We start from the raw sequence: 24,019 nt of genomic DNA, 5'->3' as shown, positions 1-24,019 counted from the left end.
GGTGCGTGGCCGGTCGGGCGGGGCTTCCTGTGTCGCTCGCCGCACCCGCCGGCAGAGCGCACCTGTGGCGGGGTGGACGGCCACCGTGGCATAGGCTCGCCGGGTGGACCGCAAGAACATCCCGAACCCTGGATTCGCCGAAGACGACGGCACTGCCGACCCCCGCCTCGCCAGGGCGCTGGCCGCGTGGGCCGAGGACCGGGCCGCCGAGCCCGAGGTGCTCGAAGCCCTGACGCCCAGTCGGCTGATGGTCCCGATCGTGGCCCTGCTCGGCGAGGTGGAGACCGACGCCAACGGGCTCAAGCACGAGAAGACCAGCGACATGGCCGTCCCCGTGATCGAGGCCGCCGACGGCCGGCGTGCCCTGCCGGCCTTCACCTCGCTGGAGACCATGGCCCGCTGGCGTGCCGACGCCCGCCCGGCGCCGGTCGCCGCCCCGCAGGCTGCCATGGTCGCCTACTCCGAGCGGGCCGACACCCTGCTGATCGACCCGGCGGGCCCCGTCACCTACACCCTGACCGGCGCCCGGCTGCGCGCGGTCGCGGAGAACCGCCCGTACCTGCCGCCCGCCCGGGATCCCGAGGTCCGGCAGGCGGTGCGGACGCTGCTCGCCGCCGAACCCGCCGTTCTCCGTGGCGAGTTGCACACCTCGGCCGATTCGGCCGTGACCGACGCGGTGCTGGCGCTCGCCCTGGAGCCGGACGCGCCGGTGCAGGAGATCGCCCAGCGCCTCGCCGCCGCCCTGGCCGGGGACGCCCTGCTGCGGGTCAGGCTCGGCCGCGGCCTGGACCTGGCGCTGCTGCCGGCGAACAGCACGCCCACGGGACAGCCCCTGTACCAGCGCCAGGTCTGAGCACTGCGGTATTTCAGGGGCGCGGGGCTCCGCTCGACCGAACAGAGCCCCGCACCCCTGAACAGTGCATCGGACGTCGCGGGAAGCCCGGCCTCAGCTGTAGACGGGGCCGGTGAACTTCTCGCCGGGCCCGGTGCCCGGGGCGTCCGGCACCAGCGAGGCCTCGCGGAAGGCGAGCTGCAGCGAGCGCAGCCCGTCCCGCAGCGGGGCGGCGTGGAAGTTGCTGATCTCGGGGGCCCCGGCGGTGACCAGTCCGGCCAGTGCGGTGATCAGCTTGCGCGCCTCGTCCAGGTCCTTGTCCTTGTCGCCGCCCTCGGCGAGGCCGCACTTGACGGCCGCCGCGCTCATCAGGTGCACCGCGACGGTCGTGATCACCTCGACGGCCGGGACCTCGGCGATGTCGCGGGTGATGTCGTCGAAGCCCAGGGCCTCGTCGTTGTGCTCATGGGGCTGGCTGCTCAAGGTGGCTCACTCCGTCGTGCCGTTGGGGTACACAGGGAGCGTACAAGGGGGTGCAGCGGCGCTGACCAGCAGAAGGGTCGGCGGTGCGGAATACCGCTGGGGGTGAGAACGCTGGTATGCTTCGAGACTGACCGGCCAGGAACTCGTCAGGGTTCCAGGCCAGCAAGTGGAGGCTCCACCTCAGGAGGCCCGAGAGGGCAACCGCGAAAGTCTCCCACCTGTCCGGCCTCGCGGTCGGAGGGTCCGGTCCGCGAAACCGGCCGTAAGGCCCGGATTCGCCAGCAGTGTCCGTCCCGCACGGATGCCGCCCCCGGTTGTGTGGAGCCCCGCCTGTGTACCGAGCGGGGCTTTTTTCGTGTCGCGGTGCCGGCGTTGCAAGCAGCGCAGCACGAATGAAGCCCCGCCCAGTGGTCGAGTCCACTACGTGCGACCGCCGTCCGACGGCCGCATCGCAGAAGGTGCAACCGAGGAGGCCCCATCAGCACCGAGCCCCGCATCAACGACCGGATTCGCGTCCCCGAGGTGCGACTCGTCGGTCCCAGCGGCGAGCAGGTCGGCATTGTGCCGCTTGCCAAGGCGCTGGAGCTTGCGCAGGAGTACGACCTTGACCTGGTCGAGGTCGCGGCGACCGCCCGGCCGCCGGTGTGCAAGCTCATGGACTATGGCAAGTTCAAGTACGAGTCGGCCATGAAGGCCCGTGAGGCGCGCAAGAACCAGGCGCACACGGTCATCAAGGAGATGAAGCTCCGGCCGAAGATCGACCCGCACGACTATGACACCAAGAAGGGTCACGTCGTCCGGTTCCTCAAGCAGGGCGACAAGGTCAAGATCACGATCATGTTCCGCGGTCGTGAGCAGTCTCGCCCCGAGCTGGGCTTCCGACTGCTGCAGCGGCTCGCGAACGACGTCCAGGACCTGGGATTCGTGGAGTCCTCGGCCAAGCAGGACGGCCGAAACATGATCATGGTTCTTGGCCCGCACAAGAAGAAGACCGAGGCAATGGCCGAGGCCCGCGCCGCAGCGGACGCCCGCAAGGCCGAGCGTCAGGGCCGGGGCACCGGTCCGAACGACGCCGATCTTTCGGATGACGACGCTGCGCTTGAGGCCGAGAACGCGGCCGCCGAGGCGGAGGCCGAGCAGGCCGACGCCGAGGACGCCGAGGTCGAGCAGCCGGCCGAGGCCGCTCAGGACGCCTGAGCCCCAGGGTTCACGGCGGTCCGGGCGGACCGGCCACCGAGGTACCGGGGCGGCCCGCCCTGGGTATCAAGTGATTCATCCAGTCCCCGCCCGCGCCCCAAAGCGCGGGCGGTGGGCGGACCGACGAGGAGAGACGGCGACATGCCGAAGCAAAAGACCCACAGCGGCGCCAGCAAGCGCTTCAAGATCACCGGCTCCGGCAAGGTGCTGCGCGAGCGTGCCGGCCGTCGCCACCTGCTCGAGCACAAGCCCTCGACGCTGACCCGCAAGCTGGCCGGCACGGTCGAGCTGGCCCCGGCCGACGCCAAGAAGATCAAGAAGCTTCTGGGCAAGTGATCGCCCGCCCGCCTGGGCCGCCGACCGTGCGGACCGGCAGGGCAGCTGATCCTTCCCGACCCATTCGAATGACGGACCACGTGAAGTAGTCCGTGGTCCAACCCAAGGAGTAATGAAGTGGCACGCGTCAAGCGGGCAGTGAACGCCCACAAGAAGCGCCGGGTCATCCTGGAGCGCGCCAGCGGCTACCGGGGCCAGCGCTCGCGCCTGTACCGCAAGGCCAAGGAGCAGGTCACCCACTCGCTGGTCTACAACTTCAACGACCGTAAGAAGCGCAAGGGCGACTTCCGCCAGCTCTGGATCCAGCGCATCAACGCTGCGGCCCGTGCCAACGGCATCACCTACAACCGCTTCGTCCAGGGCCTGAAGGCCGCAGGCGTCGAGATCGACCGCAAGATGCTGGCCGAGCTGGCCGTCCACGACCAGGTCGCGTTCGTCGCGCTGGTCGAGGTCGCCCGGAAGGCGCTGCCGGAGGACGTCAACGCCCCCAAGGTCGCCGCCTGATCCAGGCCGGAGCTTCGGCACCGTAGCTGATCCGCTCAGACCCGCAGGCTTGCCTGCGGGTCTGAGTGCTTCCCAGGCCCACCTCCGCAGAGCAGCCCACGTATCCGCAGAGCAGCCCACAGAGAACGAGAGCATGCAGAGCACCGACACCCCCCTGCTCACCTCCCTGCGCTCCCCGCGCGTCGTCGCCGCCCGCAAGCTGGCCCGGCGCAACCAGCGCAGCAAGGAGCGCCGCTTCCTCGCCGAGGGCCCGCAGGCCGTCCGGGAAGCCGTCGCGTACGGGCAGCTGGCGGGCTCGGAGGAGCACGCCGTGGTCGAGATCTACCTGACGTCGGAGGCCGCCGAGCGGCACGCGGACATCGTCTCCGCCGCACGGGCGGCCGACCTGCCGGTGCTCACCGCCACCGACGAGGTGATCGCCGAGATCTGCGACACCGTCACCCCGCAGGGCATCGTGGCGCTGTGCCGGTTCATCGACACCCCGTTCGAAGAGGTGCTCAAGGCCCGCCCGCAGCTGGTCGCCGTGCTGGCGCACGTGCGCGACCCCGGGAACGCGGGCACCGTGCTGCGGACGGCCGACGCGGCCGGGGCGGACGCGGTGATCCTGACCGACGCCTCGGTGGACCCGTACAACCCGAAGGCCGTCCGGGCCTCGGTGGGCAGCCTGTTCCACCTGCCGGTCGCCACCGGTGTCCCGATCGAGGAGGCGGTGGCCAGGCTGCGCGAGGCGGGTGTCCGGGTGCTGGCCGCCGACGGGGCGGGGGAGCGCGACCTCGACCAGGAGCTGGACGAGGGCACCCTGGGTGCGCCGGGGGCCTGGGTGTTCGGCAACGAGGCGTGGGGCCTGCCGGAGGAGACCCGCGCACTCGCCGACGAGGTGGTGCGCGTCCCCATTCACGGGCGCGCCGAGAGCCTCAACCTCGCCACCGCCGCCGCCGTCTGCCTCTATGCCTCCGCGCGCGCCCAGCGGCTGCCGGGAGGGTGTCGCGCACAGGGGTAGGGGCGCTAGGGTCGGGCCGTGGGGGAACGGACACGGTGGGTAGTGCCACCGACACCAGCGCACGGTGGACCGGGCAGCGCCGCCCGGCCCCGGTCCGGGCCACCGCAGGCGGCCGCGGCCGCCGCGACCCCTGGTGGCGGAGGCTCTGAGCGGGGAGGACGCCCATGGTCGGCAGCGGATCGGAGCTGAATCCGGACGACCTGCCGGACGGCTTGGTGATCGCCGATGCCGCAGGCCGGGTGATCTGCTTCAACCGGGCCGCCGCCCGGCTCACCGGCGTCCGTGTCACGCCCGGCACCACGCTGGAGCAGGCGCTCCCGCTGGAGGATCTGGACGGCCGCCGCTGGTGGCAGCTGACCGACCCGTACGGGGGCCTGGCCATCCGCACCGGGCAGCCCGAGCGGAACCTGCTGCTGCCGGGCGGCCGCGAGGTGCTGGTCTCCGCCCGGTACGTGCGTGAGCGGCCCTGCGGACCTGTCCGGCAGGTGGTGGTCGCGCTGCGCGGCACCGAGGCGCGCCGCCGTACCGAGCGCAGCCACGCCGAGCTGATCGCCACCGTCGCGCACGAGCTGCGCTCCCCGCTCACCAGTGTCAAGGGCTTCACCGCCACCCTGCTGGCCAAGTGGGAGCGGTTCACCGACGGGCAGAAGCGGGTGATGCTGGAGACCGTCGACGCCGACGCGGACCGGGTCACCCGCCTGATCGCCGAGCTGCTGGACATCTCCCGGATCGACGCCGGGCGCCTGGAGGTCCGCAAGCAGGTGGTGGACCTGGCGGCGGCCGTCCAGCGGCATGTGGACGGCAAGGTCGCGGCCGGGATCCCCGCCGAGCGCTTCGACATCCGGATCGCCGAGCCGCTCACCCAGCTCTGGGCGGACCCCGACAAGGTCGACCAGGTCCTCGCCAACCTGCTGGAAAATGCGGTGCGGCACGGTGAGGGAACTGTCACGATCGAGGTGGCGCCCGCCAAGGAAGTGGTGGAGGCAGCCGGCTGGGAGCGCCCCGGCACCCCGTCCAGGATCCTGGAGGGCCGTGTGGTGGAAGGAACTGCGGTCACCGTGAGCGACGAAGGCACCGGCATCCCCGAGGACTCGATGCCGCGCGTCTTCACCCGCTTCTGGCGCGGTTCCAAGCGCGGTGGCACCGGACTCGGCCTCTATATCGTCAAGGGCATCGTCGAGGCCCACGGCGGCACCATCCGGATCAGCCGCGCGCCCGGCGGCGGCGCCCAGTTCCGATTTATCCTGCCCGCCGGGGTGCCCGACTTCATGCTCTGAGCATCGAGTGGCGGGCGTACCGGGGGGCTGGAGGCACGCTCGCCCGCCAGGGCCTGGGCCTGCTGCGACTACACTCGACCTTTGGCGTTGTGGGACGCCCTGCGCGGCCGCGCCGCGGACATCCTTCCTGACTCGTACGGGAACGGCTGCCCGTGCCCCGGCCACGCCGGGCGTAGCGCAAGGGCGAGACACACCCTTCACTTCACGAGCAGGAGCACGGGAAAGATAGCGATGTCGGCACCCAATAAGTCGTACGACCCGGTAGAGGTCGAGGCATTGAAGCCCGAGGTGGTGGAGCAGGCCAGGGACGCGGCGTTCGCCGCGTTCGCCGGGGCCGGCAGCCTGGAGGAGCTCAAGCAGGCCAAGGTCGCCCACACCGGCGACCGCTCGCCGCTGGCGCTCGCCAACCGCGAGATCGGCGCACTGCCCCCGCACGCCAAGGCCGCGGCCGGCAAGCTGATCGGTCAGGCCCGTGGCGCCGTCAACCAGGCCCTCGCCAAGCGCCAGGCCGAGCTGGAGGCGGAGCGCGACGCCCGCGTGCTGGTCGAGGAGGCGGTGGACGTCACCCTGCCGTACGGCCGTACCCCGCGCGGCGCCAGGCACCCGCTGACCACCCTCGCCGAGCGGATCGAGGACACCTTCGTGGCCATGGGCTACGAGGTCGCCGAGGGCCCCGAGGCCGAGGCCGAGTGGCTCAACTTCGACGCCCTCAACCTGGGCCCGGACCACCCGGCCCGCTCGATGCAGGACACCTTCTTCGTGCAGGCCCCGGACGGCTCCGCCGACTCCGGTGTGGTCCTGCGCACCCAGACCTCCCCGGTCCAGGCCCGCACCCTGCTCGACCGCGAGCCCCCGGTCTACGTGGTCTGCCCCGGCCGGGTCTACCGGACCGACGAGCTGGACGCCACCCACACCCCGGTCTTCCGCCAGGTCGAGGGCCTCGCCGTCGACGAGGGCATCACCTTCGCCGACCTCAAGGGCACCATCGAGCAGCTGGTCTCCAAGCTGATCGGCGACGGCCTCGAACTGCGTTGGCGGCCTTCGTACTTCCCGTTCACCGAGCCGAGCGCCGAGATCGACCTGCAGTGCTTCGTGTGCCGCGGCGAGAGTGTCGGCAACCCGGACAGGCCCTGCCGGACCTGCTCCAGTGAGGGCTGGATCGAGCTCGGCGGCTGCGGCGTGGTCAACCCGCGTGTGCTGGTGGCCTGCGGCGTCGACCCCAACCGCTACAGCGGCTTCGCCTTCGGCCTCGGCCTTGAGCGAATTCTGATGAACCGCCACAACGTCGCCGACATGCGCGACATGGTCGAGGGTGACGTCCGCTTCACCCTCCCGTTCGGGATGGAGATCTGATGCGCGTCCCGCTTTCCTGGCTGCGCGAGTACGTCGACCTTCCGGCGGGTGAGACCGGCCGCGATGTGGCGGCCCGGCTGGTCCGCGCGGGTCTGGAGGTCGAGACAGTCGAGCAGATCGGCGCCGACCTCAAGGGCCCGCTGGTGGTCGGCCAGGTGCTCTCCATCGAGGAGCTGTCCGGCTTCAAGAAGCCGATCCGGCACTGCTTCGTCAACGTCGGCGACGCCAACGGCACCGGTGAGCCGCAGGAGATCGTCTGCGGTGCGACCAACTTCGCCGTCGGCGACAAGGTCGTCGTGGTGCTCCCGGGCGCCGTGCTGCCCGGCCCCTTCCCGATCGCCGCGCGGCAGACCTACGGCCACACCTCGGCCGGCATGATCTGCTCCGCCCGCGAGCTCGGCATGGGCGACGACCACAACGGGATCATCGTCCTGGAGTCGCACCACGAGCCCGGCACCGACGCGATCGAACTGCTCGAACTGACGGACGAGGTCCTGGACATCGCCGTCACCCCGGACCGCGGCTACTGCCTGTCCATGCGCGGTGTGGCCCGCGAGGCCGCCGCCGCGTACGGGCTGCCGCTGGCCGACCCGGCGCTGCTGGACGTGCCCCCGGCCAACTCCTACGGTCACCTGGTCAAGGTCGCCGACCCGGCGGGCTGCGACCGCTTCGTCGCCCGTACGGTGACCGGCATCGACCCGAATGCGCAGTCGCCGATCTGGCTGCAGCGCCGCCTGCAGAAGTCGGGCGTCCGCCCGATCTCGCTGACCGTCGACATCACCAACTACGTGATGCTGGAGGTCGGCCAGCCGCTGCACGCCTACGACCGCGGGCGGGTCGACGGCGCGATCCTGGTCCGGCGCGCGGAGGAGGGCGAGTCCCTCACCACCCTGGACGGCGTCCAGCGCAAGCTGTCCGCCGAGGACCTGCTGATCTGCGACAACTCCGGGCCGATCGGCCTGGCCGGGGTCATGGGCGGCGCCTCCACCGAGATCCTCGACCCGGCCGCAGGCCCGGGCACCACCGAGGTCATCATCGAGGCCGCGCACTTCGACCCGGTCTCGGTCGCCCGCACCGCCAAGCGGCACAAGCTGCCCTCCGAGGCGTCCAAGCGCTTCGAGCGCGGCGTCGACCCGGAGGCCGCCCGCGCTGCCGCCCAGCGCGCCGTGGACCTGCTGGTCCTGATCGCCGGCGGCACCGCAGAAGCCGGGGTCACCGACATCGCGGCCCCGCACCCGCTGCGTACCATCGCGATCGCCGCGGACCTGCCGGACCGGGTGGCGGGCACCGAGTACGGCCGCGAGACCGTCACCCGGCGCCTTCAGGAGGTCGGCTGCACCGTCGTGGGCACGGACGTCCTCGAGGTCACCCCGCCGAGCTGGCGCCCCGACCTCACCGACCCGTACGACCTGGCGGAGGAGGTCATCCGGCTCGAGGGCTACGACAACGTGCCCGCCCGGATGCCCACCGTCCCGCCGGGCCGCGGCCTGACCGAGGCCCAGCGCTTCCACCGCCGCACGGGTGTCGCGCTGGCCGGGGCCGGCTACGTCGAGGTGAACAACTACCCGTTCGTCGGCGAGCCCGCACTCGACGCCCTCGGCCTGGACAAGGACGACCGGCGCCGCCGCACCGTCACGCTGGTCAACCCGCTCAACGACGAGGAGCCGGGGCTGCGCACCACGCTGCTGCCGGGTCTGCTCGGTGCGCTGCGCCGCAACGTCGGCCGGGGCAACACCGACCTGGCGATCTTCGAGATGGGCACCGTCTTCCTGCCCAAGGACGAGCTGAAGGTCGCCCCGCGCCTGCCGGTCGACCGCCGTCCGACCGACGATGAGCTCGCCGCGCTCGACGCCGCGCTGCCCGACCAGCCGCGTCGCGTGGCTGTCGCCCTCGCGGGCGAGCGGTTGCCCTCGGGCTGGTGGGGCAAGGGCGCCGGGGCCTCCTGGGCGGACGCCGTCGAGGCGGCCCGTACGGTGGCCGGTGCGGCCGGTGTCGAGCTGACGGTCCGTCAGGGCCAGCTCGCCCCCTGGCACCCGGGCCGCTGCGCCGAGCTGCTGGTCGGCGACCGCATCGTCGGCCACGCCGGTGAGCTGCACCCGCGTGTGATCAAGGCGCTGAACCTGCCGGAGCGCACCAGCGTGATGGAGCTCGACCTGGACCTGCTCATCGCCGACGGCCCGCAGCGGGTCAGTGGCCCCGCCGTGTCCTCGTACCCGGTGGCCACCCAGGACGTCGCCCTGATCGTGGACGCCAAGGTGCCGGCCGTCGAGGTGGAGGCCGCGCTGCGCGAGGGCGCGGGTGAACTGCTTGAGTCCATCCGGCTGTTCGACGTCTTCACCGGCGAGCAGGCGGGCGAGGGCAAGAAGTCGCTGGCGTACTCGCTGCGCTTCCGTGCCGCCGACCGCACGCTGACGGCCGACGAGGCCTCGGCGGCGCGCGAGACGGCGGTCGCCGCCGCCTCGGCGCGTACGGGTGCGGTGCTGCGCGGCGCCTGACGCGCTGGTGCGCTGACGCACTGACGAGGGCCCTGCCCCGGAGCTTCCGCTCCGGGGCAGGGCCCTTCGGTGTTCTGGGGCACCTCACCGAGGATCCGAGCCGGTTTCGGACATTCCCCGGGACCGGGCGTCCGCCGGTGCACGAGGGGTTGTGCACCGGCGGGCCGGACCGCTCGGAAGTCCGTGCTGGTCGTCCGGGGGACCGGGTCCGGCCGAATCTCGCCGCCCGGGATGCGGCTCCGAGAGCGACTCCGGAGCGGTTCGGCGGACGGCCGGCTGATCCGAGGAAGCGACCGTGACCTGCGAAGTCCCGTGTCCCCGGCGGATGTTGAGCCGGGGTTTCCGGCTGTCCTGGTGAGCCGGGCGCGGTGGATCCGGCGCGTCGCGCCTCTTGCGGCGGTCGGAGAGGCAGGCTTTTAATCAGTTAGGAAAGTTTCCTAACTCACTCCTCGGGCATCTCCGTGCCCGGCGACAGAAGACGGAGCGTCATATGAACTCGCAGCACCGGGTCGGCCGCATCGCCCTCGCAGTCGCACTTGCCGTGATACCCGCAACGCTCGCCACCGCCGGGGTCGGTCACGCCGCCGCGCCGGCCGCCGTCACTGTGAAGGCCGGGGTCGGCCTGGACGACGCGCACAAGAAGGACATCGCCATGCAGCTGGTGTCCAGCGCCGAGAACTCCTCGCTGGACTGGAAGGCCCAGTACAAGTACATCGAGGACATCGGCGACGGCCGCGGCTACACCGCCGGGATCATCGGCTTCTGTTCCGGGACCGGCGACATGCTCGAACTCGTCCAGCACTACACCGACTTGAAGCCCGGCAACGTGCTCGCCAAGTACCTGCCCGCACTGAAGAAGGTCAACGGGTCCGCCTCGCACTCCGGCCTCGGCACCCCGTTCACCAAGGACTGGGCCGCCGCCGCCAGTGACACCGTCTTCCAGCAGGCCCAGAACGACGAGCGCGACCGCGTCTACTTCAACCCTGCCGTCAACCAGGCCAAGTCGGACGGGCTGCGCGCGCTCGGCCAGTTCATCTACTACGACGCCATCGTGATGCACGGCCCCGGAAACGAGTCCGACAGCTTCGGCGGGATCCGCGCCGCCGCGATGAAGAAGGCCAAGACCCCCGCGCAGGGTGGCGACGAGGCCACCTATCTGAACGCCTTCCTGGACGCCCGCAAGGTCGTCATGAAGAAGGAGGAGGCCCACAGCGACACCAGCCGTGTCGACACCGAGCAGCGGGTCTTCCTCAATGCCAGGAACTTCGACCTCAACCCGCCGCTGAAGTGGAAGGTCTACGGCGACCCGTACAGCATCAACGGCTGAGAACGCCCACCGAGGTGGGGTGACGGCGGCCCGTCACCCCACCTCGGCCGTTCCGGGGGGAACCCGCCCAACAGCCCTAGTACGGCGTGCCGTTGGCGAAGTCGTTGGCGAAGGTGCTCTCGATGCCGCTGAGCACGGCCGGGTCGTCGATGATCAGGCCGAGCTCGCGGTTGCTGTTCAGCGAGTTGTCGGAGAAGTTCTCCGAACCGGCGAAGACCTTGGCGGTCGAGGTGCCGTAGTCGGCGACGATGGCCTTGGCGTGGATATACAGGCCGGTGGTGGAGGAGTACGTGACGACCGAGCCGCCCGCCGCCGTCACCTGGCCGAAGTTGCTCCCGTAGCTGCTCGGGTTCATGCCCACCACGCGGACGGTCACCCCGCGCTGCTCGGCCGCCACGATCGCGTTCACCAGGTTGGTGTCGCCGAACTCCAGCTCCTGGACGTCCAGGGAGGTCTGGGCACCGTTGATCAGGTCCAGCAGGCGGCTCTCGGAGCCGGTCGGCGACCAGACCAGGTTGTCACCGTCGGCCGGGGTGATCGAGGTCTTGGCGTAGTCCGCGTCGAAGACCTGCTCGATCGCCGAGACATCGGCCGAGTCGTTGTCGAAGACGCCGTAGTCACGGCTGGAGGAGTAGTAGGTGGAGTCCAGATTCCCGGTCAGGATCAGGGACTTGGCGCCGTCCACCGTGATGGTCTTCTGGTGCGTGTAGACGTAGGCGGAGGAGGAGTACGTCACGCCGACGCCCGCCGCCTTGAGCGTCGAGTAGGCCGAACCGTTGACCGAGGTGTGCTTGGCGTCCAGGATCACCCGGACCTTCACGCCGGCCTTCTGGCGGTTCACCAGCGCGTTCACCGCGGTGGTGTCCCGCAGCTCGTACATGGTGACGTCGACCGACGTGGTGGCCGACCCGATGAAGTCGTCGACCGCACTGTGGCTCTGGTCCGGGAAGGCGAGCAGCGAGTACGTCCCCGTCGCCGCGGGCGCCTGGCCGGCGCCCACGAGCAGGGATATCGCGGACAGCAGCGCGGTGCCGACAGCGGCACCGGACCGACGGGCGAGACCGAATCTGGACATGCTGAACTCCGGCTCCAGGATGGGGCGTTGGGCCCTTGCGAAGTGGGGGCTTGTTGGTGCTCCGTCATGATGGGCCCGCCGGGGTTTACGCGGGTAGACGCAGAAGGTTAATTTCTGACGGCGCGACAGGATCGGGCGCTTGGTGAGCTCTTGGGATACGGCACGACGGCCGCGCGGGTTCTCTACCCGCGCGGCCGTCGGCTCCGGCTTTCGGCCGGCTACTTGCGCAGCAGCAGGATGACCGAGGCGGTCGCCAGGCCCAGCACGACGGAGGCTGCGCCGTACGCCAGCCGGTGCGAGCGCAGGCCCGGCAGGAAGCGGTCGAGGGCGAGCCGGCCGGGGCCGGTGAGGGTGAGTGCGGCAGCGGCGGCCGTCAGCAGCAGCTCGTACTCCACGCCCTTGGGCGCGAAGAACCCGCCGCCCCAGGTGACCGCGAGAGCGTTGACCATGGTGCCGACGAGGGCCGCGCCCGCCAGCGGAGTGAGCAGCCCGACGGCCAGGCCGAGTCCGCCGAGGGTCTCGGTGAGACCGGCGACGACGGCCATCGCCTTGCCGGCCGGGTAGCCGCTCATGGTGAAGAAGGCGCCGGTGCCGTCGAGGCCCCCGCCGCCGAACCAGCCGAACAGCTTCTGGCTGCCGTGGGCCGCCATGGTCAGGCCCAGTGCGAGGCGCAGCAGCAACAGTCCGGCGTCGTAGGCGTGCGGGGAGGCGGCCGACCGTGGGGCGGTGGCCTGGCCGGTGCGGGCGGCGGACGAGAGGACGGTCGTGTTCGGCATGCGGATCTCCAGCGCTCGGGGTGATTCAAATTTGAACCGAGGGGGAGACTCGACCGTACATGTTTATTCAAGTTCGAACAACTCCCGGGTGTCGCAATCGGACACCTGCTGGCGGATCGTCAGATGAGCCGTGCCGCAGCATGCTTATGCGGCTCTTGCCGCCCACGGCGCGCGCTGGTGCCCGCACAAGGCAGAGCGAGGGTGTCCGTCCCGGCCATCGAGCCCGAGACGGACACCCTCGCTCAGTATCCGCAGCCGCCGCTGCGGATCAGTCATTCGGAACCGCTGGTCAGGCGGTCGCGGTGTAGTCGTAGAAGCCGCGTCCCGACTTGCGGCCGAGCAGACCTGCGTCGACCATGCGGGACAGCAGCGGGGGAGCGGCGTACAGCGGCTCCTTGTACTCCTCGTACATCGACTCGGCGATGGAGACGATGGTGTCCAGGCCGATCAGGTCGCACAGGCGCAGGGGGCCCATCGGGTGCGCGCAGCCCGCCTCCATGCCCTTGTCGATGTCGGAGGCGGTGGCCACGCCCGACTCGAACATCCGGACCGCCGAGAGCAGGTAGGGCACCAGCAGGGCGTTGACCACGAAACCGGCCCGGTCGCGGGCGCGGATCGGCTCCTTGCCGAGGGCCTGCACCGCAAACGCCTCGATCCGGGAGGTGGTCTCGGCGGAGGTGGTGAGGGTGGGGATGACCTCGACCAGCTTCTGCACCGGGGCGGGGTTGAAGAAGTGCAGGCCGATCACCTGCTCCGGCCGGGAGGTGGCGGCGGCGAGCTTGACGATCGGAATGGAGGACGTGTTGGAGGCCAGGATGGCGTCCCGGCGCTCGACCACCCGGTCCAGGGTCTCGAAGATCTGGATCTTGATGTCCTCGCGTTCGGCGACCGCCTCGACCACCAGGTCGCGGTCGGCGAAGTCGGCGAAGTCGAGGGTGAAGGAGAGGCGGGCGAGGGCCTCGTCGCGTGCCTCCTCGGTCAGCTTGCCACGACGGACGGCGGTCTCCAGGGAGTTGGTCAGTCGGGTACGGCCCAGTTCGAGGGCGTCGCCGCTGGCCTCGGCGACCAGGACCTCCAGGCCCGAGCGGGCGAAGACCTCAGCGATGCCCGACCCCATGAGGCCGCAGCCGATCACTCCGACGCGCGCGATGTCACTCACTCAGTTGCCCTTCACGGTGATGCTGGGGATGACCCAGCGAGGTGCTGTGTTCAGCGGGAGGTGTACCCGGCCTGGTGGGCCGGGTACATCGCCTCGACGACGGTACTACTTGTGCTAACGCTCGTTCGCGTCCGGGCGCCGTCCGGCCGGGCTGGGCCGATCGGATGAGATGCGTCACGTTCGCCCGTGTGCCCTGGCCGGGCTGCGCCGTCGGCCCACCGCCGTCCCGCCAGAATCCAGAGTGCGAACGAGACCGACCGGCACGCGACACCGCGGGCCCTACTGCCGGTCGGTCCAAGCCGAGGCGGGAGCGAGGAGCACGGATGCTGACGGGATCGCTCGTAGGAAAGGTCGCACTCGTCACCGGGGCGGGCCGCGGAATCGGCCGGGAGATCGCCATCGGCCTGGCTGCCGAGGGCATGGCGGTGGGCCTGCTCGGACGCACCCAGCAGACCCTGGTCGACACCCTCAAGGAGTGCGTCCGCCACGGCGCGCGCGGCGTCGCGGTGACGGCCGACGTGACCAGACCCGGTGCCGTCCGCGAAGCCGTCCGGACGGTGGAGCGGGACCTCGGGCCGGTCGACTTCCTGGTCAACAACGCCGGACAGGTCGACAGCACCGAGGCGCCGCTGTGGGAGGTGGACGCCAACCAGTGGTGGCAGGTGGTGGAGACCAACCTGCGCGGCCCGTTCAACCTGATGCGCTGCGTGCTCCCGGCCATGGTCGAGCGCCGCCACGGCCGGGTGCTCAACCTCAACTCCGGCTTCGCGCTTCGCCCGGACGGCCGCTACACCGCGTACGCGACCTCCAAGGGCGCGCTGCTCCAGCTCTCCGACAACATCGCCGACTCGCTCGCCGCCCACCACATCGTGGTGCTCGACATCAGCCCCGGTGCGGTGGCCACCGACATGACCGCCGGGATGCCGATGTTCGCCGAGACGACGGAGTGGGGGAGCATCCCGTACATGGTCGCCGTCGTGGTGGACGTCGCGCGGGGGCGCTTCGACGGCATGCACGGCCGGTTCATCCACGCGGACCGGGACAACCTGGGGGAGCTGGTCGCCCGGGCCGAGGCGATCCGCGAAGCGGACGCGCGCACGCTGCGGCTGCGGCCCTACGGCCCGGACGATCCGTTGGCCTAGGCACTGCCCGGCCGGTGCCCTCTCAGCTTCCGGGCCCGGCCAGGGCCGCGAGTTCCTCCTCCGGCAGGCTGCCGGGCGGGCGGCCGGTGCGGGCGAACTCCTCGGCCAGCAGCTGCAGGGCCTCGTTGGCCGGTGTCGGCACCCCGTGCAGGCGGCCGAGCAGCACCACCTCGCCGTTCAGGTAGTCCGTCTCGATGCTGCCGGTGCCCCGGACCAGGCTCTGGGTGGACGAGCCGCCGACCCGCTCCTCGCCCTCCAACGGCCTCAGCTCGATCCGGTCGCGGCGCTCGGCGTCCTGCTCCTCGACGGTGGCGTACGGGATCCCGGCGGCGCGCAGCACCGCCTCGTACTCCGCCCGGGCCCGGTGGTACACCGCCAGTCGCAGCCCATCGGTGACCGGTCCGGCGACCGCCTCCAGCGCGTTGCCGACGTTGCCGAGCAGCTTGCCGTACTTCCAGCGCATCACGTCCTCGCGGACGGGTGCCCCGAAGAGCGACTTCTCCAGGTCGGCCGAGATCTGGCGGGCCGTGTCGTCACTGCCCGAGGGGTAGCGCCCGAGGTGGAGGATGCCGCTCAGCGGGGCCCCGGAGGCGGAGACCCGGCCGGGTTCCAGATGGGTGGAGGGCAGCCAGACACACATCCCGTATACACGGCGGAAGTGCCGCAGGGCGAGCCGCTCGTTCTCCACGCCGTTCTGGGCGCAGACCACGGGCAGCAGCTGCCCGGCCGTGCCGCCGCCGATGCCGGTGTCGGTGACGGAGACCGGGCGGGAGGCCCACTCGGTCAGGGCCGCCTGGGAGTGCTGGGTCTTGACCGCCAGGATCAGGACGTCGTCCGGCCGCAGGTCGATCTCGCCGGGGCCGGTGACAGTCGGGATGGGCAGCGCCCGGACACCCTCCGGAGTGGAGAGCCGCAGCCCGCCGGTGCGCAGCGCGGCACCGTGCGCACCGCGCGCGACCAGCACCACCTCGAACCCGTGCTCGTACAACCGCCCGCCGATCGTGCCGCCGATGGCACCGGCGCCGATGATGATGTAGCGCATGGCCAGCAGCCAAGCACAGGCGGCCGGTTGGGGACAGGCGTTACGCGCAGAGCTGACTCGCCGTCACGGCGGTCAGGCCGAGTCCGGCAAGGCCTTCCAGGATCCCGGGCAGGGCCTCGACCGTGCCCTTGTGCCCCATGTGCAGGGCGACCACCGAGCCGCCGATGGCCGCGTTGAGCACTCGCCGCTGCACCACCTCGGAGCCGGGGTCGGTGTAGTCGCGCGGGTCCACGTCGAAGGAGAGGCAGTGCTCGTACCCGACCAGCCTGGCCTGCTCACGCACCATCGGGGTGGCGTACTGCGCGGCGGAGGGGCGGAACCAGCGGCCGATCGAGCCCGTGAGCCGCTCCAGTCGGTCGGCGCACTGCTGGACCTCGGCCCGGGCCGCAGCCGCGGGCAGGTGGGAGATGTCGCGGTGGTTCTGGGTGTGGTTGCCGAGCTCGTGGCCGCCGTCCAGGATCCGCCGGGCCATCTGCGGCTGCTGGTCGAGCCAGCTGCCGACGACCAGGACGGTGAGCCGGGCGCCGTGCTCCTCGGCGGCGGTGAGCAGGGCCAGGGCCAGTGCCGGATCGCCCTGGCCGTGGAAGGTGAGGGCCACCTGGGGGCGGTTGCGCGGCCCGTTGGTCACCTCGACGGGGGTGTTCGCGGCGAGCGTCGGCAGCGCCGGTGCCGTCGGCTGCGCCGGACTCGCGGGAACGGTCGGGGCTGTGGGGGAAGCCGTGGTCGGCCCGGGACCGACGGGCACGGTGGACGGTGTCGGGCTCCTGCCGGCCCGTTCCGGGGTGGCACCGGCGCCACCGGCGCCATCGCTGTCGCCGCAGGAGGTCGTGACACCGGTGGCGGCGGTGATCGCGGCCAGCCGGGCCGTGGAACGCAGCACTGTGCGGCGGTCGACTGTCATTGCGGGCCAGCCTAGGCAGCGCTGAATGCCGGGGCGACCGGGACGCGCGGAGCACCCGGGTGACGTCGCGGCCGGGGCGCCTTCGGAACTGGGAGTCGTAGGGCGCGGTTGGCTTCGATTGCAGCCCTGTGGCACGGTCGGCCGGTCACTGATGCAGAAACCCAGCAGGTCCATCAGCAGCGAGCGGCGGCCCGCCAGCAGCGGGTCCAGCGCGGCCTCGGTGAAGTGCGCGGGCGAGCTTGCGCCGAGCCCGTGGACGTAGATCCGGACCGGCTCGGTGCCGGGTAGTTCGACCCAGCGGATCAGATCGCCGCCGGGTGCGACGGGAGCGCTACGCATGTGCGGCCGTCTCCTCCACCGTGTTCTCCCTCGTTGCCTGCTGCTCCTTCCAGACCAGGTGGGCCGCGTACACCTTCTGCCAGAGCGCCTCGCGCTCGGCCGGACCGCAGTCGGGCAGTGCGATTCCGAAGCGGTCGGCCACCGTGGCGTACCACTCGGCCTGGTCGGTGATCTCGCGGCGCTGCCGCCCGGTGGCGTCCACCCCGGCACGCAGCCGCGCAGTGCCTCGACGCCGTCGGCGTCCCGGTGGACGGCGCAGCTCGCGCGGGCGAACTGGGACTCCGGCCCGGCCGCGTACCCGCCCCGGTCAGCGGCAGAGGACGTCCCGCGCGGGCCGGCGGCCGTTGAGCAGGAAGTCCGTCACCGTCCGGTCGCCGCAGGCGTTGCCGTTGGCGAGGTAGGCGTCATGGCCGCCCGAGTCCACCGCCACCATCCGTGCCCGTGCGCCGAACGCCTCGCGCAGCCTGAGCGCGCCGCTGAACGGGGTCGCGGGGTCGCGCAGGTTCTGGACCAGCAGGATGTTCGACGGGCCGTCCGGCGTGACCTCGACCGGCGCCTCGGCGGGCGGGGCCGGCCAGAAGGAGCAGGGCATCACATTGACCGGCATTCCGGCCGTCAGCGGGTGTGCGGCCCGGTCGGTGGTGACCGCCTGCTGATAGCCCGCCGTCGAACGCGGCCATACGACGTCGTTGCAGGTGGTGGCGATCCGGCGGGCGGTCTCCACGTTCCTGGCGATTCCGCCGTCCGGGGCGGGCCAGGGCCGGAGCCTGACCATCGACAGGTCCTCGTGCGCCAGATCGCAGCTCACGGGAGTGGAGCGGCCCACACCGCGCGGGTCGAAGCCGACGATGTCGTACGCGTCCCGGACGGCCTGCGGCAGCCGCTTCACCGCGCTGGAAGGGCCGTTGAGGCCGGAGCCGCCCGGTCCGCCCGGGATCAGCAGCAGGACGCCCCGGCGCTGCCCGGGCTGCTCGCCGGCGATGCGCGAGACGGCGATGGTGATCTGCTCGCCGTGCGGGCGGCTGTAGTCCAGCGGCACCGAGACGGTCGCGCACCGCTGACGCGAGTCCAGGCCGGTGCCCTGGCAACTGCCCCAGGAGAGTGGGGATTCGCTCGCACCTGAAGCCCGGGCGACGGGCGCGGCCAGGGAGAGGACGGCTGAGGCTGCGGCCAGCGTCGCAGCTGTGCGGTGGATGATCGGCATGGCGTGAAGTCTTCTCCGCCGGGCCGTGTCACCCAATCCTGCCACCAGGTCCTTCGAGGGTGGGGTTTGCCCTACCGCGGTGCAACCGACGTGTTCTGACGAGGCGTCCGGCGGGTTCGCCGACTTTGACCCGTCGGCTCAGCCGAGCGGCGGGTCCTCGGTCAGCTCCTCCGCCAGCAGGTCCATCAGCAGCCCGTCGTGCCAGCTGCCGTCGGAGGCCCGCTCGTAGCGTCGCAGGATGCCGACCGGCCGGAAGCCGACCTTGCGGTAGCAGGCGATGGCGGCCGCGTTGTCGGCGGCCGGGTCGATCACCAGCCGGTGGAATCCGTGGGCGGTGATCAGATGGCGGGCCAGCGTGCGGACGGCATCCGTGCCGAGGCCGTGGCCGTGCACCTCGGGGTGCAGGAAGATGTCGATCCCGGCGTGGCGGTAGTCCGGCTCGTTCTCGGCGTACCACTGGATCGCACCGACCACGCGGCCCCGGTACTCGACGGTCAGTGTGCTGGTGCCCGGGTCGGCGAGGTCCCGTGCCACCTCGCCCGCGAGGTCCTCGCCACCCCGCCAGCGGGCGAGGACCTCGGGAGTGGCCCGGATCTCGGCGAGCAGCGGGATGTCCTCGAGGGTGGCCGGCCGTAGCGTGACATCGGTGCCGTACAAGGTCCTCTGCATGCCCGGAAGCTATCAGCCCGCCGCGCCCGCCTCGTCCGGGCGCTCCTGGACGGCCCAGCTGTTGCCGTCGGGGTCGTCGAAGAAGACGAAGGAGTTCCAGGGGCCGCCGGGGCCGTCCTGCTGGACGCCGTCCGCGAAGTGCTTGACCCCGCTGACGTCCACGCCCCGCTCGGCCAGCTGCGCCCTTGCCGCCTCCACGTCGGCGACGACCAGTTGCAGGCCCTTGAGCGAGCCCGGTACGCCCTGCGGCAGCCCGGTGCCCACGGTGATGGAGCAGCCCGAGCCGGGCGGTGTCAGCTGGACGACGCGGAACTCCGGGCCGAGCCGGGTGTCGACATCGACGTTGAAGCCGACCTGTTCGCTGTAGAACCTCTTCGCCCGGTCCACGTCCGAGACGGGGACCACGACCACTTCCAGCTTCCAGTCCATGCTGCACCGCCCTCTCCGTGAGCCGCTCTGCGCCTCTCGGTCTCCCGGCCTCTGCGGGCCGCCGGCTCCCCGGCCAGTATCGGCCGGGGAGCCGGGCCCCGCCCTTCGGTAGACACCCCGTCCCGCCCGAAGGAGGTGCCAGCGGATGCCGTCGCCCGGGAAGGCCCGGCGGTACCGGCGCCAACTCCAGTACGTACCAGTCGGGTTGAAGTGAGCTGGGGTGCGGCGACGGCTCGGTCTCCCGTACGTGTGCCGTCCGTCTGCCGCCGCCGGAGCCGTACCGCCGGGTGCGCAGATCACGGGGGCGGAGACAACCAGTTGCGCGGCCCGCCGAGCGCGCCGTCCGCCCACCACCGGCGCTCCGGGTGGACGGTACGCGAACGGGGACGCACTACAGCCGGCGGGCCACATGTGTGGGTGTCGGACGAGCTGAGCGACGGACGGCTGACGGTGCTCTGGGAGGAGCAGCCGCAGACCATGTCGGCATACGTGGGTGATGCCCTCAACGACCGCGCCGATTTCTTTCGCGCCGGCCGTCCCTGATCGCTCTCAATCGGCGGACGGGTCCTCGGCCGAGTCCGAGTCGGGGTCCGAGTCCGAGTCCGAGTCCGAATCCGGGTCCGCCGAGGGCCCGGCCGTGCGGCCTGCGGTCGGGGTGGCCGTCGGGGCCGCTGTCGGGGTTCTGCTCGGGGTCTGACTGTGGGTCCGACCCGAGCTCGCGCTCGCCGAGGACGAGGGTGGACCGGTCGGAGCCAGCGTGACCCGCTCGACCGGTGCCGACGAGCTGTCTCCGTCGGATTCGCCCACCAGGGGCCAGTGCCCGGCCCCGACCAGGTAGCCCGCGAGGAACAGGGTTGCGGCGAGCGCCAGTCCGAGGCTGGCGAGGGTGATTCGTGTGCGCATGGCCACATGCTATGACTACCTGATGTAGTCGTAAGTCAACTCAACGTGCGCACGCCAGTGTCGGCCGCCTCGGAGGTCCGAGCGCTCCCGGCGGGCGGGGTTACCCCGAGCCTCGCCGCCGTCCAGGCCCTCACCTGCCACGATTGCCGTGCGTGCCGGGGACTCGGCTAGCCTGAGGGCACGATGAACTGCTTCACAACGCCATGGGGTGACTTCGAGCTCACCCGCTTCCCCGAGGACCCGCGCGAACGGCTTCGTGCCTGGGACGCCGCCGACGAGTACCTGCTGCGGCACCTCAAGGGGATCAATGGCGAACCCGTGGACCTGTCCGGCACCGTCGTCGTGCTCGGCGACCGGTGGGGCGCCCTGGTCACGGCACTCGCCGACCATCGGCCCGTGCAGATCACCGACTCCTTCCTCGGCCGACAGGCGACCCGGGCCAACCTTGCCCGCAACGCACGCGACGACCGGCCCGGTGGAGTCGATGCGGACGCCGTACGGCTCCTGTCCACCAGGGACACCCCGCCGGAGCGCATCGACGTTCTGCTGATCCGCGTGCCCAAGAGCCTCGCGCTCCTGGAGGACCAGCTGCACCGCTTGGCGCCCGGCATCCATGCCGGCACCGTCATCGTCGGCACCGGCATGGTCACCGAGATCCACACCTCCACGCTGAAGCTGTTCGAGAGCATCCTCGGCCCGACGCGCACCTCGCTCGCCACGAAGAAGGCGCGCCTCATCTTCTGCACGCCGGACCCCGAACTCGCCCCCGCCGCCAGCCCGTGGCCGAGCAGCTACGAGCTGCCCGCCGGCCTCGGCGCCGCCTCCGGGCTGACCGTCACCAGCCATGCGGGCATCTTCTGCGCGGAACGCCTCGACATCGGTACCAGGTTCCTCCTGCACAACCTGCCGCAGCGCCACGGCCGTGAGCATGTGGTGGACCTCGGCTGCGGCAACGGCGTGGTCGGCACGGCAGCGGCCCTGGCCAACCCCCAGGCCGAGCTGACCTTCATCGACGAGTCCTACCAGGCCGTCGCCTCGGCCGAAGCCACCTTCCGGGCGAACGCCGGCTCCGACCGCAGGGCCGAGTTCCTGGTCGGTGACGCCCTCTCGGCCGTCCCGCCCGGCACGGTGGACCTGGTCCTCAACAACCCGCCCTTCCACTCGCACCAGGCCACCACCGACGCCACCGCCTGGCGCATGTTCACCGGCTCCCGCCGGGCGCTGCGCCCCGGTGGCGAACTATGGGTCATCGGCAACCGCCACCTCGGCTACCACCTCAAGCTCCGTCGCCTCTTCGGCAACTGCCAAGTGGTCACCAGCGACCCGAAGTTCGTCATCCTCCGCGCCGTCAGGAACTGACCCCACCCGTCACGCCCCCCTCCTCCTCGTTCGGCTCCACTCCGGTGAAGCACGTCCGGCGACATGAGGGTGACGGCAGGGCGGCCTCGTGCCCCGGTAGGAGCGCTGCCGTCCTGCTGCGCCTGTTCGATCAGGGCGGCGAGAAGCCGCTCCGCGGGCCACGCGTCGTGCAGGAAGACCTTGGCGATGGCCGGATCGGTGAGGCTGCGCGCGTAGTACGCGGCGAACACCCGCAGTGCCATGTGCCGTTGCTCGTCCAGCGGCAGGAACTCCTCCAGGACGGCCCGCAGCAGGGCGCGCGGCTCGACGGGGGAGTGCAGCGCCTGGATCCTGCTCCGCGCTCGCAGCTCGTTCTCCTCGTGCAGCATCTGCAGTGCGGCGACCAGGAGTTGGTGCTTCCCGGTGAAGTGGTACTGGACGACCCGCAGGGAGACGCCTGCCTCGGCTGCGATCTCCCGCATGCTGGCCGCATCCAGGCCCCGCGTTGCGGCGATGCTCCAGACGGCCTCGGCTATCGAATGACGCCTGCCCGTGCGGAGGATCGGTGCGGCGGGTTCGATTCCGCGCACAAGAGGGTGCTGGCGAGTGCGGCGGGTGAGTCGGACTGACGGCCCAGGTGGCGTCCCTGCTCAGCTGTTCACGCAGTCTTCGCGGTGAGCGCACCTGCCCACAGCGGTGTCGTAGGCCAGATGGCTTCCGCCAAGCCGGTCGCACAGGAAGGCGCCCCGGGGCAGAGCAGTAGTACCGTCGGCGCGAGACTCAACTGATGTCGTGTCATATGGCAGGGCTCCCCCCCAGAAGGGGGCACGGTCATCCGGCAGCCCCCTGCCTTCGAGACCTCCTGCCGGCGATGCCCGAGCACAGCTGCAGTGCACAGGGTTCGCCGGCCTGAGCGCTGGAAGTTCTCGGCCACAACGGTTGGGTGGGTCCCGCCGAGGACTGGTGCTCGGCTCGGCGGGGCCGTCGACTCCGATTCAGGGGGTGGGGGTGAACACGAGCGAGGCGTTGTGACCGCCGAAGCCGAAGGAATTCGTCAGAGCTGCCGTCAGCCCGCCGTGCCGCGGTTGGCCGGTGACGATGTCCAGCTTCACCTGCGGGTCGAGGGCATCGAGGTTCTGGGTCGCGGGGATGACGTGGTCGCGGACCGCGAGGATCGCGGCGAGGGCGCCTATTGCTCCCGCCGCCCCGAAGAGGTGGCCGGTCATCGACTTGGTCGCGGTGACGGCCGGGTGGGTGCCGAGGGCTTCGGTGATCGACTGGGCTTCGACGAGATCGCCCTTGGGCGTCGAGGTCGCGTGGGCGTGGACGTGTTCGATGGCGAGCGGGGACAGCCCGGCGGAGGCCAGGGCCAGGCGCATGGCGCGGATTTGGCCGTCGGGATGCGCGGCGGTGATGTGGTGTGCGTCCGAGGTGATGCCGGCTCCGGCGAGCGTCGCATGGACGCGGGCCGCTCGGGCGGCGGCGAACTCGGCGCGCTCCAGGACGATTAGGGCGGCGCCCTCGCCGATGACGAAGCCGTCGCGGTCGACGTCGAAGGGCCGGGACGCCTGCTGCGGTGCGTCGTTGCGTGTCGAGTGCGCCTTGGCCTGCGCGAACCCGGCCAGCGGCAGCGGGCAGATACAGGCTTCGGTACCGCCGGCCACGACCACGTCGGCCCGGCCGAGACGGATCAGGTCCAGGCCCATCGCGATCGCCTCGGCCCCCGAGGCGCAGGCGCTGACCGGGGTGTGGGCACCGCCGCGGGCCCCGAGCTCGATGCTGACCCAGGCGGCGGGCCCGTTCGCCATCAGCATCGGGACGGTGTGGGGCGACACGCGCCGCACCCCGGAGGCTTCGAGCACGTCGTCCTGGCCGAGCAGGGTCAGTGCGCCCCCGGTGCCCGTGCCGATCACGACGGCCAGCCGGTCCGGATCGACATCGGGCCTGCCAGCGTCGGCCCATGCCTCGCGGGCGGCGACGAGTGCGATCTGTTCGCAGCGGTCCATCCGGCGGGCCTGTACCCGGTCCAGGACCTCGGTCGGTTCGACCTTGAGCCTGCCGGCGATCCGCACGGGCAGGTCGGCCGCCCACTCCTCCTCGATCGCGCTGATCCCGGACTGCCCGGCCAGCATCGCGGACCAGGTCGAGGTGACGTCGCCGCCGAGCGGTGTCGTGGCTCCGAGACCTGTGACCACCACGTGGTTGGTGTTGGCACTCACTGGGTGAACCCCCTTTGTA

25 protein-coding genes are annotated in these 24,019 nt (G+C 71.5%); 12 read left to right on the top strand and 13 right to left on the bottom strand.

Going from position 1 to position 24,019, the window contains the following annotated elements:
• Window positions 1-103: 103 nt before the first annotated feature.
• Window positions 104-853, top strand: a complete 750-nt coding sequence (locus P3T39_RS19840; RefSeq protein ID WP_280699558.1) for an SseB family protein — start codon at window positions 104-106, stop codon at window positions 851-853.
• A 93-nt stretch (window positions 854-946) separates the two neighbouring features.
• On the opposite strand, the gene P3T39_RS19835 is transcribed toward P3T39_RS19840, so the two are convergent.
• Window positions 947-1,315: a DUF1844 domain-containing protein gene (locus tag P3T39_RS19835; protein ID WP_280699557.1), complete on the bottom strand. Its 369-nt coding sequence runs from the start codon at window positions 1,313-1,315 to the stop codon at window positions 947-949.
• Window positions 1,316-1,792: 477 nt separating this feature from the next.
• Here P3T39_RS19835 and infC point away from each other — a divergent pair, with 477 nt between their 5' ends.
• The 8 genes from infC (at window position 1,793) to P3T39_RS19795 (ending at window position 10,804) form a co-directional block, all read left to right on the top strand.
• A complete protein-coding gene (infC, locus tag P3T39_RS19830; RefSeq protein ID WP_280699697.1) occupies window positions 1,793-2,512 on the top strand; it encodes a translation initiation factor IF-3 in 720 nt (239 codons plus the stop codon).
• A 141-nt stretch (window positions 2,513-2,653) separates the two neighbouring features.
• A complete protein-coding gene (gene rpmI / locus P3T39_RS19825) occupies window positions 2,654-2,848 on the top strand; it encodes a 50S ribosomal protein L35 (RefSeq protein ID WP_045302606.1) in 195 nt (64 codons plus the stop codon).
• A gap of 117 nt (window positions 2,849-2,965) precedes the next feature.
• Entirely contained in the window at window positions 2,966-3,352 is a 387-nt protein-coding gene (rplT, locus tag P3T39_RS19820) for a 50S ribosomal protein L20 (RefSeq protein WP_280699552.1), read from the top strand.
• A 133-nt stretch (window positions 3,353-3,485) separates the two neighbouring features.
• Window positions 3,486-4,352, top strand: coding sequence for an RNA methyltransferase (locus tag P3T39_RS19815; RefSeq protein ID WP_280699550.1), 867 nt, complete (start codon window positions 3,486-3,488; stop codon window positions 4,350-4,352).
• A gap of 164 nt (window positions 4,353-4,516) precedes the next feature.
• Entirely contained in the window at window positions 4,517-5,629 is a 1,113-nt protein-coding gene (locus P3T39_RS19810) for an ATP-binding protein (RefSeq protein ID WP_280699549.1), read from the top strand.
• A gap of 231 nt (window positions 5,630-5,860) precedes the next feature.
• Entirely contained in the window at window positions 5,861-6,982 is a 1,122-nt protein-coding gene (gene pheS, locus P3T39_RS19805; protein ID WP_280699547.1) for a phenylalanine--tRNA ligase subunit alpha, read from the top strand.
• Window positions 6,982-9,477 carry a phenylalanine--tRNA ligase subunit beta gene (pheT, locus tag P3T39_RS19800; protein ID WP_280699543.1) on the top strand — a complete coding sequence of 832 codons (2,496 nt, stop codon included), beginning with the start codon at window positions 6,982-6,984 and terminating at the stop codon, window positions 9,475-9,477. Before pheS ends, pheT begins: the two co-directional genes overlap by 1 nt.
• 490 nt (window positions 9,478-9,967) lie before the next feature.
• Window positions 9,968-10,804 carry a chitosanase gene (locus P3T39_RS19795; protein WP_280699540.1) on the top strand — a complete coding sequence of 279 codons (837 nt, stop codon included), beginning with the start codon at window positions 9,968-9,970 and terminating at the stop codon, window positions 10,802-10,804.
• A gap of 76 nt (window positions 10,805-10,880) precedes the next feature.
• On the opposite strand, the gene P3T39_RS19790 is transcribed toward P3T39_RS19795, so the two are convergent.
• The 3 genes from P3T39_RS19790 to P3T39_RS19780 form a co-directional block, all read right to left on the bottom strand.
• Window positions 10,881-11,879, bottom strand: a complete 999-nt coding sequence (locus P3T39_RS19790; RefSeq protein WP_280699538.1) for a phospholipase D-like domain-containing protein — start codon at window positions 11,877-11,879, stop codon at window positions 10,881-10,883.
• 218 nt (window positions 11,880-12,097) lie between these two features.
• The gene (locus P3T39_RS19785; protein ID WP_280699536.1) at window positions 12,098-12,655 is read right to left on the bottom strand and encodes a DoxX family membrane protein; all 558 of its coding nucleotides are present in this window, start codon (window positions 12,653-12,655) and stop codon (window positions 12,098-12,100) included.
• A gap of 289 nt (window positions 12,656-12,944) precedes the next feature.
• A complete protein-coding gene (locus P3T39_RS19780) occupies window positions 12,945-13,814 on the bottom strand; it encodes a 3-hydroxybutyryl-CoA dehydrogenase (protein ID WP_280699534.1) in 870 nt (289 codons plus the stop codon).
• Between the two features lie 323 nt (window positions 13,815-14,137).
• Between P3T39_RS19780 and P3T39_RS19775 the strand changes: the two genes are divergently transcribed.
• Window positions 14,138-14,956, top strand: coding sequence for an SDR family oxidoreductase (locus tag P3T39_RS19775; protein ID WP_280699532.1), 819 nt, complete (start codon window positions 14,138-14,140; stop codon window positions 14,954-14,956).
• Between the two features lie 22 nt (window positions 14,957-14,978).
• Here P3T39_RS19775 and P3T39_RS19770 read toward each other — a convergent pair whose 3' ends face one another.
• From P3T39_RS19770 to P3T39_RS19745, 6 genes are all read right to left on the bottom strand, one after another.
• Window positions 14,979-15,998, bottom strand: a complete 1,020-nt coding sequence (locus tag P3T39_RS19770; protein ID WP_280699529.1) for a 2-dehydropantoate 2-reductase N-terminal domain-containing protein — start codon at window positions 15,996-15,998, stop codon at window positions 14,979-14,981.
• Window positions 15,999-16,038: 40 nt separating this feature from the next.
• On the bottom strand, window positions 16,039-17,238 hold the full coding sequence (locus tag P3T39_RS19765; RefSeq protein ID WP_348534362.1) for a polysaccharide deacetylase family protein: 1,200 nt from the start codon (window positions 17,236-17,238) through the stop codon (window positions 16,039-16,041).
• Window positions 17,231-17,440 carry a hypothetical protein gene (locus tag P3T39_RS19760; RefSeq protein ID WP_280699525.1) on the bottom strand — a complete coding sequence of 70 codons (210 nt, stop codon included), beginning with the start codon at window positions 17,438-17,440 and terminating at the stop codon, window positions 17,231-17,233. Before P3T39_RS19760 ends, P3T39_RS19765 begins: the two co-directional genes overlap by 8 nt.
• A gap of 105 nt (window positions 17,441-17,545) precedes the next feature.
• Window positions 17,546-18,442, bottom strand: a complete 897-nt coding sequence (locus tag P3T39_RS19755) for an alpha/beta hydrolase (protein WP_280699523.1) — start codon at window positions 18,440-18,442, stop codon at window positions 17,546-17,548.
• A gap of 138 nt (window positions 18,443-18,580) precedes the next feature.
• Window positions 18,581-19,111, bottom strand: coding sequence for a GNAT family protein (locus tag P3T39_RS19750; RefSeq protein WP_280699521.1), 531 nt, complete (start codon window positions 19,109-19,111; stop codon window positions 18,581-18,583).
• Between the two features lie 12 nt (window positions 19,112-19,123).
• The gene (locus P3T39_RS19745) at window positions 19,124-19,540 is read right to left on the bottom strand and encodes a VOC family protein (protein WP_280699519.1); all 417 of its coding nucleotides are present in this window, start codon (window positions 19,538-19,540) and stop codon (window positions 19,124-19,126) included.
• 417 nt (window positions 19,541-19,957) lie between these two features.
• Here P3T39_RS19745 and P3T39_RS19740 point away from each other — a divergent pair, with 417 nt between their 5' ends.
• A complete protein-coding gene (locus tag P3T39_RS19740; protein ID WP_280699517.1) occupies window positions 19,958-20,083 on the top strand; it encodes a hypothetical protein in 126 nt (41 codons plus the stop codon).
• A 6-nt stretch (window positions 20,084-20,089) separates the two neighbouring features.
• Here the strand turns inward: P3T39_RS19740 and P3T39_RS19735 are convergent, their stop codons facing one another.
• A complete protein-coding gene (locus tag P3T39_RS19735; protein ID WP_280699515.1) occupies window positions 20,090-20,443 on the bottom strand; it encodes a hypothetical protein in 354 nt (117 codons plus the stop codon).
• A gap of 183 nt (window positions 20,444-20,626) precedes the next feature.
• Between P3T39_RS19735 and P3T39_RS19730 the strand changes: the two genes are divergently transcribed.
• Complete coding sequence (locus P3T39_RS19730; RefSeq protein WP_280699513.1) at window positions 20,627-21,802, top strand: methyltransferase; 1,176 nt, start codon at window positions 20,627-20,629, stop codon at window positions 21,800-21,802.
• Here the strand turns inward: P3T39_RS19730 and P3T39_RS19725 are convergent.
• Complete coding sequence (locus P3T39_RS19725; protein WP_280699512.1) at window positions 21,712-22,371, bottom strand: TetR/AcrR family transcriptional regulator; 660 nt, start codon at window positions 22,369-22,371, stop codon at window positions 21,712-21,714. The genes P3T39_RS19730 and P3T39_RS19725 overlap by 91 nt on opposite strands.
• A gap of 405 nt (window positions 22,372-22,776) precedes the next feature.
• Entirely contained in the window at window positions 22,777-24,000 is a 1,224-nt protein-coding gene (locus P3T39_RS19720) for a beta-ketoacyl-ACP synthase II (RefSeq protein ID WP_280699510.1), read from the bottom strand.
• Window positions 24,001-24,019: the final 19 nt, after the last annotated feature.

This window comes from Kitasatospora sp. GP82 (genome assembly GCF_029892105.1).
Taxonomy (GTDB): domain Bacteria; phylum Actinomycetota; class Actinomycetes; order Streptomycetales; family Streptomycetaceae; genus Kitasatospora.
The sequence above is the reverse complement of the archived record's forward strand: the minus strand, read 5'-3'. Positions and strand labels throughout refer to the sequence as shown.